The organism is Rhizobium leguminosarum (genome assembly GCF_004123835.1).
GTDB lineage: Bacteria > Pseudomonadota > Alphaproteobacteria > Rhizobiales > Rhizobiaceae > Rhizobium > Rhizobium leguminosarum_M.
Genome location: NZ_MZMU01000012.1, coordinates 125477 through 141458, shown reverse-complemented (window position 1 = coordinate 141458; position 15982 = coordinate 125477). Strand labels below are relative to the sequence as shown.

Here is a 15982-nt window from a genome sequence, read left to right as displayed (position 1 = left end):
GTCCAAATATGGGTGAGTCACCCATCGGAAAAAAAATTTGTCGGATGCGGGAGACGCGTTCACGTTGCATTTTTGGGAAAATCTGCTCGGAACTTATATTGCAGACGATATAAAACGTTAATCATTCCCTATCGGCGAAGGAAATTTTGCGTTTTTGCGCAAATTGGATATCGGCAGGGTGTGCCCCGAACGACACGTTAAAAAACTTTTGCTTGCCAAAATCCTTTAAACGCAGCACTCTCAGCGCGTTCGGGCATTTTGCGAGCATGGGAAGTCCTTAAGTATTTGCGCGCCGGGAACGCTAATATTCCGGTCAGCCGGTTCCGAAAATGGCGGGCGAAAGTCCTGCCTGGAACAGGCCGAGGTAGAGGGGACCTTTTTCTCACATTTCAAGAATTGCCTGCCAACACCTCCCGCAAGGAGGCAATGCTATGATGCTGCCCGTGTGGATGGCGGGCAGAGAGAAAAGGACCTGAGGCATGGCAGAGACTGGCACTGTAAAATTCTTCAATACCGACAAAGGCTTCGGCTTCATCAAGCCGGACCGGGGCGGCGCCGATATCTTCGTTCACATTTCTGCCGTTCAGGCCTCCGGCCTGGCCGGTCTGACGGAAAACCAGAAGGTAAGCTTCGACACGGAGCCGGATCGCCGCGGCAAGGGCCCGAAGGCCGTCAATCTGCAGATTGCGGGCTGAACCCTTAACAAGTCTGGCGAATTCGAGTTGAAGCCCGGCAGCGATGCCGGGTTTTGTCGTTCAGCCTTCGTTCAGCTACAAATCTATACTACTGCGACCATCGAGAAAGGGACCGGCGTTCGGTTCCCGGGATTAGGATTTATGCTTATGAACAGGCTCGCCAAGACCCTTCTGCTGACGGCAACCGCTGCCGCACTCACGCTTTCCGCCGTCGGTGAAGCCTCGGCCCGCGACCGCCACTGGCGCCATGGCAATCATCACGGCAATAACGATGCGTGGGTTGGCGGCGCCGTCGGCCTTGCCACCGGCCTGATCGTCGGCTCTGCCATCGCCAATGCCAATAACGGTCCGGTTTACGAAGAGCGCCGCTACATCGACCCGGCCTACGAGCCGGATTACTACGAGCCCGCTCCGGTCTATCGCGCCCCGCGCCGCGTCTATGTCGATCAGCCGCAATATTACGCACCGGTCCGCACGGCGGTGGAGCCCTGGTCGCCGCAATGGCAGCGTTACTGCTCCTACCGCTACCGCTCCTTCGATCCGCGCAGCGGCACCTATATCGGCTATGACGGCCGCAGTCACTTCTGCACCGCCGGCTGATTTCGCCATCATCCCTGATGCCAAGCGCCGCTCTTCAGCGGCGCTTTCTTTTGTCGACCCATCAGTTGGCCCTCTCCCGCGCATCCGCTTTCTTGATATTGCGCACCGCACCCCGCGGCAGAGGAAAAATATTTCCACAAATTCCATAGAATTAGACGTTATAGGTTTCTCGCCCGTCACCATTGTCCGTAGGTTATCTCAACCTATCGATGGCAATGGTAAGGAGAGGAATAAATTATGGGCGTGTTTCGTTCGGCGGTGATCGGTGTCGCGGTTGCCTTGGGGCTGGGGCTGTCATCGGCTGATGCGGCCGATCTTTCGGAAATCAGGATCGACTGGGCGACCTATAATCCCGTCAGTGTTCTTCTGAAGAAGGAGGGCCTGCTGGAAAAGGAATTCGCCAAGGACAACATCAGCATTCGCTGGGTGCAATCCGCCGGCTCGAACAAGGCGCTGGAATTCCTGAACGCCGGATCGATTGATTTCGGCTCGACGGCGGGTGCGGCGGCACTGATCGCGCGGGTCAACGGCAATCCGATCAAATCCATCTATGTGTATTCGCGCCCCGAATGGACGGCTCTGGTCACCCGCGCCGACAGTCCGATTTCCACCGTTCAGGATCTGAAGGGCAAGACGATCGCGGTGACGCGCGGCACCGATCCGCATGTCTTTCTCGTCCGTGCCTTGGCGGATGCCAGCCTGAAACAATCGGACGTGAAGCTGGTGCTGCTGCAGCATGCCGATGGCAAGCTGGCGCTTCTGCGTGGCGATGTCGATGCATGGGCCGGGCTCGATCCGCTGATGGCGGCCGCCGAAGTGGATGACAAGGCGAAGCTCTTCTATCGCAAGCCTGAAAACAACAGCTGGGGCGTGCTCAATACGACCGAGACATTTGCCGCCGAACATCCCGACATCATCAAGCGCGTCGTCGCCGTCTATGAGCAGGCACGGGCCGAGGCGCTTGCCGATCCTGCGGCACTCAAGGCGGCGCTGGTGGAAGCGGCAAAGCTGCCGGACGAGGTGATCGCCAAGCAGCTGGAGCGTACAGACATCTCGCAATCGACGATCGGCGACCTGCAGCGCGACACGATCTCGAAAGCGGGTATCGCTCTGCAAAGCGCCGATGTCCTGCCCGCAGACGTCGACATTCCCAAAGTCACGAACGAGCTGATCGACGATCGTTTTGCGGTCGGGAAAACCCAGTAACAGAGCATAGATCATCGCTATGACGGACTTGGCCGAAACCGGTATCAAGACGGAAACGAGGACGCCGCGCTTGGTCGCGGCGTCAATCTTTTATGGAGTGAGCAACAAGGTGGCGGTGGCTGTTCTGCTGCCTGCGCTCGGGCTATTGTTTTGGGAGATTGCCGTCGCGGCCGGCTGGTTCTCAGGCCGTCTCATGCCGCCGCCGTCCAGGGTCGCCGCGACGCTATGGACGCTCTTGAAGTCCGGCGAACTGCTCAATCATATCGGCGTCACCACCGTCCGGGTGTTCTTCGGATTTGCGATCGGCGCCGTCACGGCCACGATCGCCGGCGCTATAACTGGATATTTTGGGCTCGCCCGTCGACTGATCGATCCGTCGCTTCAGGCGCTCCGCTCCATTCCGTCGATCGCCTGGGTGCCGCTCTTCATTCTCTGGTTCGGGATCTTCGAGACATCGAAAGTGGCGTTGATCGCCGTCGGGGTGTTTTTTCCGGTCTATCTCGGCATCTCCGGCGCAATCCTGTCGGTTGATCGCAAGATTGTCGAGGTCGGGCGCATCTTCAGGCTTTCTGGCTTCGCACTGGTGCGGCGGGTCATGCTGCCTGCGGTCTTCCCGGCCTATGTGACTGCCTTGCGATCCGGCCTCGGTCTCGGTTGGATGTTTGTCGTCGCAGCGGAATTCATGGGAGCTTCGGAGGGCCTCGGCTATCTCCTCGTCGATGGCCAGCAAATGGGCAAACCGGACCAGATCATGGCTGCCATCCTCACCTTCGCGGTCGTAGGCAAGTTGACGGACAGTCTTCTGCTTGCGGCGACGACACCTTTCCTGACCTGGCAGGACAGCTACAGGCGCGAGGGATAAGCCCATGCTGACGCTGCGTAATTTGGGAAAAACCTATGCAAATGGAGTGCGTGCCCTGGAGGGTTTCTCGCTCGGGCTGGCCCCGGGAGAAGTCGTCGCCATCATCGGCGGATCCGGCTGCGGCAAGAGCACGTTGCTGCGCTTGATCAGTGGCCTCGACATTCCCACGCAGGGAACGGTCGAGCTGAATGGCGAACAGGTCACCAAGCCGCATCCGCTGATCAATCTCATCTTTCAGGAGCCCCGCCTGTTCCCCTGGCTAAGCGTTGCAAACAATGTCGGTTTCGGCCTCACCGAACTCGAAGGCGATGATCGCAGACAGCGGGTGGAAGCCGCATTGGAAAAGGTCGGCCTCGGGAAATTGGGCGGACGCTGGCCGAAGGAGTTGTCGGGCGGCCAGGCCCAAAGGGTAGCAATCGCCCGTGCACTGATCACCCGACCGGAGGTGCTGCTACTGGATGAGCCTTTTTCGGCCCTCGATGCTTTCACGCGCGCCGATCTGCAGGATCACCTGCTCGACATATGGGCTGAAACGCGCCCAACGCTCGTGCTAGTGACGCATGATATCGACGAGGCGCTCGTCCTTGCCGATCGGATCATCGTGATGCGACCGTGGCCGGGTCGCATTCTCGAGGAGATCAGCATCGACCTGCCGAGGAAGCGTGATCGGGCATCGGCGTCGTTCGAGGCCGCGAAAAGACAGCTGCTCATGTCGCTTAATATATCGCTGCAGTCCACCTGATATGCTGCCCATTTGGCGCAGGCCTGTTAGGCCGGAATGCGGATCGTCGCCCTCAGCCCGCCGAGCGGGCTGTCACTGAGGGTGACGTTGCCGCCGTGGCTGCGGGCAATGTCGCGGGCGATCGCAAGGCCGAGCCCCGTGCCTGATGCATCGAGGTTGCGCGCCGTATCCAGCCGGAAGAACGGCTTGAACACGTCCTCACGGTTCTTTTCGGGAATGCCAGGCCCGTCATCGTCGAAGATGACGGTCAGCCATTTGGCATTGTGCTTGGCCTCGATGTCGAGCCTATCGGCATACCGGCGCGCGTTCGAGGCAAGGTTGGTGACGAGACGCATGAAGGCGTTCGGCCTGACGGAGATGTCGTCGTCGCCTTCGATCGAATAGCTGAATTTTTTACCGTGCAGGGCGAAATCGGATTCCAGCTTTGCGAAGATCTCACTGAGTTTCAGCTCGCCGACATCCTCTTCGACCTCGCCGCGTGCAAAGGCCATGTAGGCCTCCAGCATGGTCTGCATGTCGTTGACGTCATCGTTGAGGCCATGCAGGTCGGGATTGTCGCCGGCCAGCGCCAGTTGCAGCTTGAAGCGGGTGAGGATGGTGCGCAGATCATGGCTGACGCCGGAGAGCATCGCGGTGCGCTGCTCGATCTGTCGTTCGATTCGCTCGCGCATCAGGATGAAGGCAAGGCCGGCGCGCCTGACCTCGTCGGCACCGCGCGGATAGAAATTATCGGGCTTCTGCCCCTTGCCGAAGCTTTCGGCCGCTCGCGCCAAGGTCAGGATCGGCCGGATCTGCCCGCGCAGGAAGAGGATCGAGATGCCGATCAGCACCAGCGAGGTGCCGACCATCCAGACGATGAAGATATGCGTGTTCGAGGCATAGGTCTGGCTGCGCTTGGTCAGCACCCGCAGAATCTTGTTGTCGAGTTTGATGCGGATCTCGACGAGGTTCGAATTGCCGACCGTGTCGATCCAGAAAGGCCGATGGATCTCGTCGGTGATCTCGTCGCTGAGGATGCCGTCGAGGATCGAGAAGAACGGCTTGACGCGCGGTGGCGGCAGGTCGCCGTCCGGCTCGATCGAGATCTGCAGGCTGAGCTGGTCGCGGGCGATGCGGATGATCTCGCTATAGTCCGAATTCTGCGGATAAGTCTCGATGATCTCGATGATCGCGGCGATGTCACGGGTGACCGCAAGCGACAGCCGCTCCGTCACCATTTGCCAGTGGCGCTCCATGAAGACGGCGGCGACGACGGATTGCAAGAGCACCATCGGAATGATGATGATCAGCAGCGAGCGCGCGTAAAGTCCGGTCGGCAGTCGCCGGCGCAGCCAGCGGGCGATCGAGCGCCAGCCCGGCGCAGAAGTGCGGTCTTCCCGCCGCAAGCTGTCGATCGTCACCATCAGCGCCGGTCCCGAACCTTGAGTTTAGTCGATGCTCAGCCTGTATCCGATGCCGCGCACGGTCTGCAGCCAGACGGGATTGGCGGGATCGTCCTCGATCTTACGCCTCAGCCGGTTGATCTGCACGTCGATCGTCCGCTCGCCGACTTCGGTATCGTTGCCGATCAGTTCATGGCGGGGGATGGTGTCGCCGGCGCGCCGCGCAAAGAGCAGCATGATCTCCTGCTCGCGGTCGGTGAGCCGGATCACCTCGCTGGCTTTCTTCAGCTCTTTGCGGGTCAGCGAGAAGGTGTAGGGACCGAACATCACTTGTTCGATCTTCGGTCCCTCGCCGCCGGCGTTGCGACGCAGGATGTTGTTGATACGCAGCACCAGTTCGCGCGGGTCGAAGGGCTTGGAAAGATAGTCGTCAGCGCCTGCCTCGAGGCCTTCGATGCGGTTGCCCGATTCTGCCAGCGCCGTCAGCATGATGATCGGGACGTTCTTGATGGCGCGAAGCCCGCGGGTGACGTCGATGCCGGATTCGCCGGGCATCATCACATCCATGATGATCAGGTCGAAATCGAGACCCGCAAGCTTGCGCTGCGCCTCGGCGCCGTCGGCGGCGACGGTGACGCGGAAGCCGTTCTCGGCGAGATAACGATTGAGCAGCGCGCGGATGCGGGAGTCGTCATCGACCACCAGCAAATGCGCCGCGTCGTCGGAAATATCTGTCTTGACCGCCATTCAATCCGCCTTCTGTCTGTCCCGCATGCCGCTGAGGAAAGCTTTTACGCCCTCCCGCACCTCCGCAGAAGCCCCTTCGAATGCCCGCTCAATGCGGCGCGATTGCGGCTCGGCAAGGGCAAGCGCCAGCTCTCGTCCCGATTTCGTCGGATAGAGCTTGCGCTGCCGCCGGTCCTCGGGACCTGCCACCTGGCGAATATAGCCTGAGTCGATCAGCTGTTTCAGCACCCTTGCAAGGCTCTGCTTGGTGATCTTCAGCGTTTCGAGAAGATCGGCTACCGTCATGCCGGGATTGCGGTTGACGAAATGCACGACGCGGTGATGCGCCCGGCCGAAGCCGCTCTTTTCAAGGATAGCGTCAGGATCGGAAACGAAGTCGCGATAGGCGAAGAAGAACAGCTCGATGATCTCGAAATCGATGATATCAGTATCTTCCATCGGCGTGGCCAGCGGCTCTGGCTTGCCTGCTTTCGGGCCGGTCTGTCGTGACACTCGGCATTCCCTTCTTTTTCCGCGCGCTGCCGGAAACTTTCGCGAAGATATGTCAGCTTAAGTGACATAAATTTTCGTCGCTATTAGCTTCCGCGAACTCTGCGGGAGCCCCGCACGGCCTCTCATTTCCCTGGCATTTCCCCGGAAACCAAGGCCCGCCCGACACTCCGACGCAATACGCGATTTCCCCTTGCGTCTGTGGATAAAACGTAATGGGGACAACAATCAACAGGCATGGCGCGTGAAGCGCCGGATGGGGTTAGGGATGGCTTCAGTTCATTTCGACCAACTGGACGGCCAAATATGGTTCAACGGCGAGTTCGTCGCCTGGAAAGGCGCGCCAAGATCCACGTGCTGACCCACGGCCTGCATATGCCAGCGCCGTCTTCGAAGGCGAGCGCGCCCGTCGACGATCTCGAAACACTGATGAACGACTACATGAAGGAAGTCTATCCGGCGGCGATCGCCGCCGAATAAGGCCCTCACGCAATCGGTCCGGCCACTGCAAAATTCCTTAAATCGGAATCGATTTAAGGATGCAGCAGTTCAAAGTACTACAGCGTCCTTTGCGCATCTGAAAAGACGCGCGGCGCTGTAGATACAGACCGGTCGGGCCTTTATCTATGCGCCCGTGCCATGACCAGTCCGGCAAGCGTCGACAGAATGCCGCCGCCGATCAGGCCGCCGATGCCGTCGGCGATCAGGCCGGTCATGGCCGCTTCCCCACCGACCATGCTGAGCAGCATACCGCCGGCAACGCCGCCGATCGCACCGGCGATCGTACGGGCGACGACGTTGATCGCCTGCTGCTTCAAAGCGGCGCTTGCGGCATTGCCGCCGATTGCACCGGCAATCAATTGTGTGATGAGCGGAAGTAGGGCTTCCATGATTTCCTCCTCTGGCGATCTCCCCGATCGCCGATCCATGCCGAACCTTCGGCATATTAGTATTTTAGCATATTTTGGAGGAAAGCGTTAAGAAAAATCAACCGATACGGGATTAAGGCAGGGAGAAGCGTCCCGGAACGAGGCGGTCCGACGTCCGCCTCGCCTCAGTTTCTGCCGATCACGTCATTGATAGACGTAGACGATCCGGCGCGTACCGGGATCGACAAGCACCGGCCGATCGTTGATCCTGGTATAGCGGTACTCATAGTCGGGAATCGTCTGGAAGGTGACATCGGCGGGCACTTCCGCGCCGACGACGACGTCGCCGCCGAGCTGCACCGTCTGGCCCGGATTGGTGTCGATATAGGTGCGGACCGTCTCTGGCGGGGTGATGGTCTCGACCGCTCCGACGGGGCCGAGCAACTCGTCGCCCGGTGCCGGCTGCGGATCGGCCGGAACGACACTCGCGGTGGACTCGTAAGTCACGCTGGGAACGCCGATCTCAGCGCGGTGCTGTTCGACGATAACGGAGCTGCCGCCATGATCGACCTGCAGATAATCGGCATAGACCCAGCCGCGCATGCCGTTGACGTCGACACGGCACCAGCGGCTGCCTTCGATGCAGCCGTCGAGCACCGCGGTCGAGCCGCGGGTAGCAAGGCCGACCGACGGATATTGCGGGCCCGGGCCGGCGCGAACGTTGAGATCGTTGACCGTCGTCGCCATCATCTCCGCCTGCGCAAGACCGCCGCTCGCCAGGAGCACGGCTCCAGCCAGCAGAATGTTTCTCTTCAAGGTCATGTGAGCGTCTCCTTGGTTTCGATGGGCTGACAACGCGCGGGGTTCCACGATGTTCCCCGGCACTCCGCCCAGCGAAACACCGCTTGTGGGAGATTCCATGCAAGCACCTTGAAGAATTGAACAAAATTCGATTTTTCCGTTCTACGGCAATGGCGAAGAGAGGCATAAATTCTTGTTGCAGTCCGTCTTTTTGCCGTGAGGCAGGCCGCCATGGCGGAAGATTCCGGCTGTCCTTGCAGCGGTTTCGGACTATACCCGAAGCAGCAGAGACACCAAGCGAGGCACCTATGGGCATGCTCCAGGCCGGCATCATTCCGGTGACACCCTTCCAGCAGAACTGCACCATCTTCTTCGATCCCGATACCAAGGAAGGTGTCGTCGTCGATCCCGGCGGCGACGTGCCGCTCATCCTGCAGGCGATTGCCCAGAACGGCCTGACCATCAAGGAAATCTGGCTGACACACGGCCATCTCGACCATGCGGGCGGCGCCAGTGAATTGAAGGAAGCGCTCGGCATCGACGTGGTCGGCCCGCATCAGGACGATCTGCCGCTACTGCAGCAGATCGAGACCCAGGCTGAAAAATACGGCATATCAGGATTGCGCGACGTCGTACCGGACCGCTGGCTGAAGGACGGCGATAAGATCTCTTTCGGCACCCATGAATTCGAGGTCTATCACACGCCCGGCCACGCCCCCGGCCACGTCATCTATTTCAACCGTGCGCAGAATTTCGCTCATCTCGGCGATGTGCTTTTCAACGGCTCGATCGGCCGCACCGACCTGCCCGGCGGCAATCACCAGCAGCTTCTCGATTCGATCCGCGACAAGGTATTGCCGCTCGGCGACGACGTCGGCTTCATCTGCGGCCACGGCCCCGGCAGCCGCATCGGCGACGAGCGACGAAGCAATCCATTCCTGCAGGAGATCAGACCTCGTGGAGGAGCCGATCCTGCCACGTCGGGCGAAGCCCGGAACAAATAGCTGTAAGCTCGCGCTCACATCATTCTTCTGCCGTTCGGCACCGGCTGTTCGACCGCAGCAAGCACGATCGCGCCGTTCTCGTCCTCGAAACCCAGCGTCAGCACTTCCGAGCGGAACTGCCCGATCTGGCGCGGCGGGAAATTGACGACGCCGAGTACCTGCCGGCCGATCAGGCTTTCCGGCGTATAATGCACGGTAATCTGCGCTGAGGATTTTTTCGTGCCGATGTCAGGACCGAAATCGATCAGGAGTTTGAACGCCGGCTTGCGCGCCTCCGGAAAAGGACTGACTTCGATGATCGTGCCGACGCGGATATCGACACGCTCGAAATCGGCGTAGGTGATCTCTTCGGCCATATGGTCTCCGTCAGCCAGCCAGTTCTTCGGCCCGCTTGCGTGCCGCCGCAAGGGCTGCGTCGAACAAGGGCTGCATGCCGTCTTCGGCCATCAGCACGGCGAGCGCCGCCGCCGTGGTGCCGCCGGGAGAGGTCACATTCTCGCGCAGCCGCGAAGCGTCGTCGGGGGACTGGTGCATGAGTTCACCAGCCCCCGCGACTGTTTCCCGCGCAAGACGCATGGCGAGGTCCGCCTGCAGGCCGAGTTTACGGCCTGCCTCCGCCATACATTCGACGAGATAGAATACATAAGCCGGACCGCTGCCCGAAAGCGCCGTCACGGCATCGATGTCGGCTTCCGCCGGCACCCATTCGACCGGGCCCGAGACGCGCAGAAGGGAATGGACGCGCTCACGCTGCTGATCGCCGACCCCTGAATTGGCAAAGGCGCCGGTGACGCCGCGCCCGACCATGGCTGGCGTGTTCGGCATAGCCCGCACCATGGCGGCCTTGCCGAGATGTCTCTCGAGGAAACCAAGCGTCTTGCCCGCCGCGACGGAGACGACGACCGAGTCCGGCCCGACGGCACTCTTCACCGCCGGCAGCACCGTCTCCATCACCTGCGGCTTGACCGCGAGGAACAGCACGCTTGCCTTCAAATCCGTGGGAAGCGCGGTCAGATGGGTCGCGCCAGCCTCGCTGATCGTCGCCAGCATGGCCGGCGACGGGCCGGGATCGACAACGATGACGGCCGAACCCGGAACGCCGCTTTTCAGCCAGCCGGAGAGCATCGCCCCGCCCATGTTTCCGGCGCCGATCAGAACGACGGGATGTGTCGAGGAGAAAGGGCTCGTCGGCATCTTATGCCTCGCCGACCGTTTCAAACAGCACCGCTTCCATCGCCTTCGTCGCTTCCATGCCGGACCAGACGACGAACTGGAATGCCTGGAAATAGGCTTCGCAGGTGTCGAGCGCGCTGGAAAGCAGCACCTCCACCTGGCGATTGGTGGGCTCCGCACCGCCGGCAAGCAGCAGGGATTGCCGGAAAATGACGACATCTTCCTGGCGCCAGAGGTCGAAATGCCCCATCAGCACCTGCCCGTTGATCGCCGAGAGCAGCTTGACCACCTCGTTGACCCTGATGTCGGGAACTTTGATGTCGAAGGCGCAGCCAAGATGCAGCGCCTCGAATTCCTCCATCCAGGAGAAGGAGACGTGGTAGTCCGTCCAGCGCCCCTCGACCGTCATCGCGATCTCGTCCTCGCCGGACCGTTCGAACGACCAGTCGTTGTTGGAGGCAACGTACTCGATCATATCGACCGGGTTCGACTGACGCTCGACTTCCAATTCCATCAGGTTCATGCAGCACCTTCTTGACCGGAACGAATGCGACCTAACTTGGTGTACGAACACAAGAAAGACACACGCAAAATACCGGAACCACCACTCGGATGATCGTTGAACCGCTGCCAGACTTAACGCAGATAACCTGCCCGGAGCTTACCAAGTCGCTTCGAATCATCATTTAAAATCAGTGTATAGCGCCCCTTGCCCCCTGCCAGCCCCCTGAACGGAAAATAGGACCGGCCACTGTGGAAAGGCTCTTCGAAATTCAATTCAGAAGGGAGAATAAGCGACTCTGCGAATTGGCTTTTTTGGCAGTGTCCACAGGTGGAAAACTCACCTGGTTTTTTTAAGGAAGATGCGGCGTGTGGCATGAAGGCAACGCCGCATCTGTGTCGTATCGGGACTTAAGCGCCCTCGCCGGCAAGCTTCGTCTCGAGTGCTGCGATGCGGGCGGCAAGCGCCTCGTTCTCGTCGCGTGCCTTGATCGCCATCTCGCGCACGGCCTCGAACTCCTCGCGCTTGACGATGTCCATGCTGTTCAGCCAACGCTCGGCCTGGGCGTTGAAGGCGGTTTCGATCTCCTTGCGGACGCCCTGGGCGGCACCGGCCGCATCGGTCATCAGCTTGGCGAATTCGTCCATGATGCGGTTCGTTCCGGTCGTCATGGCGTTTTTCTCCCTTCGCATGAGGTAATTCAGCCCTTCAGGGCTTCGAGGATTGAGGTAGGGCTTCGCTATCGACGATGCAAGCGCTTTACACGGGATAAGCTTGCCGGAACGGGCCATCACGAACAATGGACTTGACCGTCCGGGATCGCAGCGGCATGTTCCGCGCAACTCAACAGGTGGAAAACCTTGCCGACAGCAGCCGATCTCCTTGCCATCATGCCTTTCCCGGATATCGATCCGATCGCCTTTTCGATCGGTCCGCTGGCGATTCACTGGTACGGTCTCGCTTACGTCGCCGGCATCCTGCTCGGCTGGGCCTATGCGCGCCGCATCGCCGCCAATGACAGTCTTTGGCCCGGCAACGTCTCGCCGATATCCAAGACGCAGCTCGACGATTTCATCGTCTGGGCAGCGCTTGGCGTCGTCCTCGGCGGTCGTCTCGGCTATATTTTCTTCTATGATCTCCCCGCCGTCCTGCGCAGTCCCGTCCGTGCGCTCGAGATCTGGAATGGCGGCATGTCCTTCCACGGCGGCCTGACCGGCACGACGATCGCGATGATCCTCTTTGCCCGCCGCAACGCCATCCCGGTCTGGAGCCTGTTCGACATCGTCGCCGCCGTCGTTCCCTTCGGCCTGTTCTTCGGCCGCATCGCCAATTTCATCAATGGCGAGCTGTGGGGCCGGTTGACCGACGTGCCCTGGGCCGTGGTCTTCCCGACCGGCGGTCCCTTCGCCCGCCATCCGAGCCAGCTTTACGAAGCCGGCCTCGAAGGCATCCTTCTGCTCCTGGTGCTGGCCGCCCTCGTCTATGGCATGCGCGCGCTGAAAAGCCCCGGCTTCATTACAGGCGTCTTCGTTTGCGGTTATGCGCTGTCGCGCATCTTCGTCGAATTCTTCCGCGAGCCTGATGCCCAGCTCGGTTACCTCCTCGGCACGAACTGGCTGACCATGGGCATGGTGCTCTCCTCCCCGATGATCCTGCTTGGCCTCTGGGCGATGCTGCGGGCCCGCCGCCAGGCTGCGCTGCAGCTCTGAAACGGCAGGACGCGCAACATGACCACCGCTCTAGGCGAAAAGATCAAGGCGATCATCCTGGCCAACGGCCCGATCAGCGTCACCGATTATTTCTCGCTCTGCCTCGCAGACCCCGAACACGGCTATTACCGCACCCGCGAGCCCTTCGGCCGTTCCGGTGATTTCGTCACCGCGCCCGAGGTCAGCCAGATCTTCGGCGAGATGATCGGCGTCTTCATCGTCCATGCGTGGCAGCGCCACGGCACACCGACGGGCGTCCGCCTCGTCGAGATCGGCCCCGGCCGCGGCACCATGATGGCCGATATGCTGCGCGTCATTTCCCGCATCGCTCCACCGCTTTTCGACGCCATGACCGTGCATCTCGTTGAAACCAGCGAGCGGCTGCGCGACGTCCAGAGCCAGACGCTCGAACCCCACGGCGAGAAGATCACTTGGCACGATGGCTTCGACGAAGTGCCGCCCGGCTTCACGCTGATTGCCGCCAACGAGCTCTTCGACGCCATCCCGATTCGCCAGTTCGTCCGCATGCCGACGGGTTTCCGTGAGCGCATGGTCGGCATCGACGCCGATGGCGAGCTGAATTTCGCAGCCGGCGTCGCCGGCCTCGATCCCACCTTGCTGCCCGAACCGGTGCAGAACGTGCCGGTCGGCACCCTCTTCGAGATCTCGCCTGCCCGCCAGGCGGTGATGATAGCGATCTGCGAGCGGTTGCGCGCCTTCGGCGGCACGGCGCTTACGATCGACTACGGCCATCTCGTCACCGGCTTCGGCGACACGCTGCAGGCCGTGCGCATGCATGAATTCGACCCGCCGCTCGCCCATCCGGGCGAAGCCGATCTGACGAGCCATGTCGACTTCCAGCAGCTCGCCGAAACGGCGCTCGCGGCCGGCCTGCATCTGAACGGCGCCCTGCATCAGGGTGACTTCCTGACCGGCCTCGGCATCCTCGAGCGCGCAACCGCGCTCGGCCGCGATCGCGAGCTGCAAACCCAGCAGGTCATCCAGGCGGCGGTCGAAAGGCTCGCCGGCGCCGGTGAAGGCCGGATGGGCGAACTGTTCAAGGTGATGGCGGTCTCCTATCCCGCCCTCGATCTCATGCCCTTTCGTCCGGTGGATTGACAGGGCGCACGCGGCTGGTTCAACATCCGCCCGAAACAAGAACTTGAAGCGCGCCGCATATGCGATGCGCTTGGGATAATAACAAACCCCTTAAAAACCCCGGAATCACAGATGCAGGACGCGGCCTCTCCCGCACCGATCGAAAGCGCGCTGCTGAACGAAGTGGCGGGCGCCACGATCCGGCACGGTTATTTCACTCGGGCCGGCGGCGTTTCCGAAGGGCTCTATCGCGGCCTCAATGTCGGCCTCGGCTCCAGCGACGAACGCGGCAAGGTCCTGGAAAACCGCCGTCGTGTCGCCGCCTGGTTCGGCCTGCCGGTCGAGCGGCTGGCAACTGTGCATCAGGTCCATTCCCCCGATGTCGTGACGATCGGCGCCGATTACGACGGCGCCCGCCCCGACGCGGATGCGATGGTAACGCGCACCCCTGGCATTGCGCTTGGCGTGCTCGCCGCCGATTGCGGACCCATCCTGTTTGCCGACCCGGACAATCGCGTCATCGGTGCTGCCCACGCCGGCTGGAAGGGCGCGCTGACGGGCGTGCTCGAAAATACCGTCGCCGCCATGGAGGCGCTCGGTGCGGACCGCGCTCGCATCGTCGCTTGCCTCGGCCCCTCGATCAGCCAGGCGAGCTATGAGGTTGGCCCTGAGTTCGTCGAGCGTTTCGTCGCCGAAAACCCGGAGGACGAGCGCTTTTTCGTGCCTTCCGCAACGCCCGGCCATGCCATGTTCGACCTGCCGGCGCTGACCGTCGACCGGTTGACGAAAGCCGGCGTGCGTGCCGAAAGCCTCGGCCTCTGCACCTATCCGGACAACGAGCGCTTCTTTTCCTACCGCAGGACGACACATCGCAAGGAGCCGGATTACGGCCGCCAGATTTCCGCGATATCAATCAGGGAGACTTGAGCAGAATGGCACTGCATTTCGAAAAGGCCGAATTCGCACGCCGGCTTGCGCGCCTCACCGAGAAGATGAAGGAAGAAAAGCTCGACGCCTTGCTGCTCTTCGCCCAGGAAAGCATGTACTGGCTGACCGGCTACGACACCTTCGGCTACTGCTTCTTCCAGACGCTGGTCGTCAAGAGCGACGGCACCATGGCGCTGATCACCCGCTCGGCCGATCTTCGCCAGGCGAGGCACACCTCGATCCTCGAGGACATCCATATTTGGGTCGACCGGGTCAATGCCGACCCGACGCTCGACCTGAAGAACCTGCTGGTCGAGATGGATCTGCTCGGCGCCCGCATCGGCGTCGAATATGATACGCACGGCATGACCGGGCGTGTTGCTCGCCTGCTCGACGCGCAATTGACCACCTTCGGCCAGATCGTCGACGCCTCCTACCTCGTCAGCCGCCTGCGCCTGATCAAGAGCCCGACGGAGGTCGCCTATGTCGAGCGCGCCTCCGTTCTCGCCGACGATGCGCTCGATGCCGCGATCCGGCTGACAAAACCCAGCGCCGACGAGGCCGATATCCTCGCCGCCATGCAGGGCGCGATCTTTTCCGGCGGCGGTGATTACCCCGCCAACGAGTTTATCATCGGCTCCGGCGCCGACGCCCTGCTTTGCCGCTACAAGGCCGGCCGCCGCAAGCTCGACGCCAACGACCAGCTGACGCTCGAATGGGCCGGCGCCTATGCGCATTACCATGCCGCCATGATGCGCACGATCGTCATCGGTGACCCGACGCATCGCCACCGCGAGCTTTACAACGCCTGCCGCGAAACCATCGAGGCGATCGAGACCGTGCTCAAGCCGGGCCAGACCTTCGGTGATGTCTTCGACATGCATGCCAGAATCATCGACGAGCGCGGCCTGGCCCGCCACCGGCTGAATGCCTGCGGTTATTCGCTCGGCGCCCGCTTCTCGCCCTCCTGGATGGAGCATCAGATGTTCCATGTCGGCAATCCGCAGCCGATCGAGCCGAACATGTCGCTCTTCGTGCACATGATCATCGCCGATTCCGATACGGGCACGGCGATGACGCTCGGCCAGACCTATCTGACGACAGCGGATGCGCCGCGCGCGCTATCCCGCCATCCACTCGATTTCATCGGGCTCTGACCGGTGAGAATCCGGAATT

At 61.3% G+C, this 15982-nt stretch carries 20 protein-coding genes; 11 read left to right on the top strand and 9 right to left on the bottom strand.

Annotation, left to right across the window (positions count from 1 at the left end; genetic code table 11):
• Nucleotides 1-479: 479 nt before the first annotated feature.
• From B5P46_RS17430 to B5P46_RS17410, 5 genes are all read left to right on the top strand, one after another.
• Nucleotides 480-695, top strand: coding sequence for a cold-shock protein (locus B5P46_RS17430; protein ID WP_003561293.1), 216 nt, complete (start codon nucleotides 480-482; stop codon nucleotides 693-695).
• A 141-nt stretch (nucleotides 696-836) separates the two neighbouring features.
• Nucleotides 837-1295: a BA14K family protein gene (locus tag B5P46_RS17425; RefSeq protein ID WP_206735365.1), complete on the top strand. Its 459-nt coding sequence runs from the start codon at nucleotides 837-839 to the stop codon at nucleotides 1293-1295.
• 237 nt (nucleotides 1296-1532) lie between these two features.
• Nucleotides 1533-2501, top strand: coding sequence for an aliphatic sulfonate ABC transporter substrate-binding protein (locus tag B5P46_RS17420; protein WP_129419738.1), 969 nt, complete (start codon nucleotides 1533-1535; stop codon nucleotides 2499-2501).
• Nucleotides 2502-2520: 19 nt separating this feature from the next.
• Entirely contained in the window at nucleotides 2521-3363 is an 843-nt protein-coding gene (locus tag B5P46_RS17415) for an ABC transporter permease (protein WP_129419737.1), read from the top strand.
• A 4-nt stretch (nucleotides 3364-3367) separates the two neighbouring features.
• Nucleotides 3368-4105: an ABC transporter ATP-binding protein gene (locus B5P46_RS17410; protein ID WP_129419736.1), complete on the top strand. Its 738-nt coding sequence runs from the start codon at nucleotides 3368-3370 to the stop codon at nucleotides 4103-4105.
• A 26-nt stretch (nucleotides 4106-4131) separates the two neighbouring features.
• Here the strand turns inward: B5P46_RS17410 and B5P46_RS17405 are convergent, their stop codons facing one another.
• From B5P46_RS17405 to B5P46_RS17395, 3 genes are read right to left on the bottom strand one after another with little or no spacing between them, the layout of a single operon-like run.
• The gene (locus B5P46_RS17405) at nucleotides 4132-5508 is read right to left on the bottom strand and encodes an ATP-binding protein (protein ID WP_129419735.1); all 1377 of its coding nucleotides are present in this window, start codon (nucleotides 5506-5508) and stop codon (nucleotides 4132-4134) included.
• A 24-nt stretch (nucleotides 5509-5532) separates the two neighbouring features.
• Nucleotides 5533-6234 carry a response regulator gene (locus B5P46_RS17400; RefSeq protein WP_129419734.1) on the bottom strand — a complete coding sequence of 234 codons (702 nt, stop codon included), beginning with the start codon at nucleotides 6232-6234 and terminating at the stop codon, nucleotides 5533-5535.
• Nucleotides 6235-6726, bottom strand: a complete 492-nt coding sequence (locus B5P46_RS17395; RefSeq protein WP_017989072.1) for a MarR family winged helix-turn-helix transcriptional regulator — start codon at nucleotides 6724-6726, stop codon at nucleotides 6235-6237.
• A 303-nt stretch (nucleotides 6727-7029) separates the two neighbouring features.
• Here B5P46_RS17395 and B5P46_RS35530 point away from each other — a divergent pair, with 303 nt between their 5' ends.
• Nucleotides 7030-7203 carry a hypothetical protein gene (locus B5P46_RS35530; protein WP_432431476.1) on the top strand — a complete coding sequence of 58 codons (174 nt, stop codon included), beginning with the start codon at nucleotides 7030-7032 and terminating at the stop codon, nucleotides 7201-7203.
• Between the two features lie 140 nt (nucleotides 7204-7343).
• Here the strand turns inward: B5P46_RS35530 and B5P46_RS17385 are convergent, their stop codons facing one another.
• Together B5P46_RS17385 and B5P46_RS17380 are read right to left on the bottom strand one after the other, a co-directional pair.
• On the bottom strand, nucleotides 7344-7613 hold the full coding sequence (locus tag B5P46_RS17385) for a hypothetical protein (protein WP_003541697.1): 270 nt from the start codon (nucleotides 7611-7613) through the stop codon (nucleotides 7344-7346).
• Nucleotides 7614-7796: 183 nt separating this feature from the next.
• Nucleotides 7797-8414 (bottom strand): DUF1236 domain-containing protein, encoded by a 618-nt coding sequence (locus tag B5P46_RS17380; protein ID WP_129419733.1) that lies wholly within the window; start codon nucleotides 8412-8414, stop codon nucleotides 7797-7799.
• A 287-nt stretch (nucleotides 8415-8701) separates the two neighbouring features.
• Between B5P46_RS17380 and B5P46_RS17375 the strand changes: the two genes are divergently transcribed.
• A complete protein-coding gene (locus B5P46_RS17375; RefSeq protein ID WP_129419732.1) occupies nucleotides 8702-9397 on the top strand; it encodes an MBL fold metallo-hydrolase in 696 nt (231 codons plus the stop codon).
• 14 nt (nucleotides 9398-9411) lie between these two features.
• Here the strand turns inward: B5P46_RS17375 and B5P46_RS17370 are convergent, their stop codons facing one another.
• The 4 genes from B5P46_RS17370 to B5P46_RS17355 all read right to left on the bottom strand — a co-directional run bounded on the left by B5P46_RS17370 (nucleotide 9412) and on the right by B5P46_RS17355 (nucleotide 11743).
• Entirely contained in the window at nucleotides 9412-9753 is a 342-nt protein-coding gene (locus B5P46_RS17370; protein ID WP_129419731.1) for a tRNA-binding protein, read from the bottom strand.
• Between the two features lie 10 nt (nucleotides 9754-9763).
• Nucleotides 9764-10591, bottom strand: coding sequence for a pyrroline-5-carboxylate reductase (gene proC / locus B5P46_RS17365; RefSeq protein WP_129419730.1), 828 nt, complete (start codon nucleotides 10589-10591; stop codon nucleotides 9764-9766).
• A 1-nt stretch (nucleotide 10592) separates the two neighbouring features.
• Nucleotides 10593-11093 (bottom strand): YbjN domain-containing protein, encoded by a 501-nt coding sequence (locus tag B5P46_RS17360; RefSeq protein WP_003541709.1) that lies wholly within the window; start codon nucleotides 11091-11093, stop codon nucleotides 10593-10595.
• A gap of 389 nt (nucleotides 11094-11482) precedes the next feature.
• On the bottom strand, nucleotides 11483-11743 hold the full coding sequence (locus B5P46_RS17355) for an accessory factor UbiK family protein (protein ID WP_024319537.1): 261 nt from the start codon (nucleotides 11741-11743) through the stop codon (nucleotides 11483-11485).
• Between the two features lie 189 nt (nucleotides 11744-11932).
• On the opposite strand from B5P46_RS17355, the gene lgt reads away from it, so the two are divergent.
• From lgt to B5P46_RS17335, 4 genes are all read left to right on the top strand, one after another.
• Nucleotides 11933-12781, top strand: coding sequence for a prolipoprotein diacylglyceryl transferase (gene lgt, locus B5P46_RS17350; RefSeq protein WP_129419729.1), 849 nt, complete (start codon nucleotides 11933-11935; stop codon nucleotides 12779-12781).
• Nucleotides 12782-12799: 18 nt separating this feature from the next.
• Nucleotides 12800-13900, top strand: a complete 1101-nt coding sequence (locus B5P46_RS17345; RefSeq protein ID WP_129419728.1) for a class I SAM-dependent methyltransferase — start codon at nucleotides 12800-12802, stop codon at nucleotides 13898-13900.
• A 111-nt stretch (nucleotides 13901-14011) separates the two neighbouring features.
• On the top strand, nucleotides 14012-14806 hold the full coding sequence (gene pgeF / locus B5P46_RS17340) for a peptidoglycan editing factor PgeF (RefSeq protein WP_129419727.1): 795 nt from the start codon (nucleotides 14012-14014) through the stop codon (nucleotides 14804-14806).
• A gap of 5 nt (nucleotides 14807-14811) precedes the next feature.
• Entirely contained in the window at nucleotides 14812-15963 is a 1152-nt protein-coding gene (locus tag B5P46_RS17335; RefSeq protein WP_129419726.1) for a M24 family metallopeptidase, read from the top strand.
• Nucleotides 15964-15982: the final 19 nt, after the last annotated feature.